Source organism: Emticicia fontis, from assembly GCF_054779675.1.
Window position 1 is genome coordinate 4,248 of record NZ_BAAGXU010000044.1, and the last position, 975, is coordinate 5,222.

Below are 975 nucleotides of genomic sequence, written 5' to 3' on the forward strand. Positions count from 1 at the left end.
ATGGGTACTTATAGCATTACAGCCACTTGTACTGTGGGTAGTTGCACTTCCCCTGTAAGTTCAGCGGTAACAGGACTACAGATTGTAACCCAACCAAGTGCCCCAACGATTACCGCACCTAATCCAAAAGTAGTGTGTGCGCCAAATACCTTGACCTTGACAGCGAGTGGATGTGGCGGGACTGTAAACTGGTCAACAGGAGCAACGGGTACAAGTCTGGTACTTTCAAGTGTGGGTACTTACAGCATTACTGCCACTTGTACAGTGGGAAATTGTACCTCTCAAGCAAGTTCAGCGGTAACAGGACTACAAATTATAGCACCTGCTGTTGCCCAGGCATCAAATACTGGCCCTTATGCCGTAGGACAAACGATAGAACTGAGTGCTTCTGGAGGAACACAATATAGCTGGTCAGGACCTGCTTCGTTTAGCAGTGCAAGCCAGAATCCAACTATTGCTAATGCTTTAGCAGCTAATGGAGGTATTTATACAGTAACGGTAAGTACAGGTATTTGCACAGCAACCGCCACTACTAATGTAATTGTGAGTGGCATTGACCCTTGTGTACAGATTGTTGACTTACAATATGTGAAAGCAGGCAACCCTTATGAACCAATATTTTCTCTGAAAGACGGAATGGTTATCCAGCAGATACCTGAACAGGTGTCTATTCTTGCCAACCCTATTTGTCCGACAATACCAATTGGCAGTGTTGACTTAACCATTACCGGTCCTGAGATTAACTGGACTATCTTGCAGAACGTACAGCCCTATGCGGTTTTTGATAACTTAGGTGTCAATGTATATGGACGTAATTTTATTCCGGGCACCTATACCATGACTGTAACTGGCTATGCAGAAGATAATAGGACAGGGGGGACGGTTTATGGTCCTGTGGTAACAACCTTTACAGTGGTAGGCACAATGGCAGTAATAAATGCACCAACTATTCCAAACAATCGTTTATGTGCAGGG

General features: G+C 44.7%; 1 pseudogene. It reads left to right on the forward strand.

The features are described 5' to 3' along the window. A pseudogene (locus tag ACYVFA_RS19635) lies at positions 1-975 on the forward strand (hypothetical protein); the annotation flags it as partial.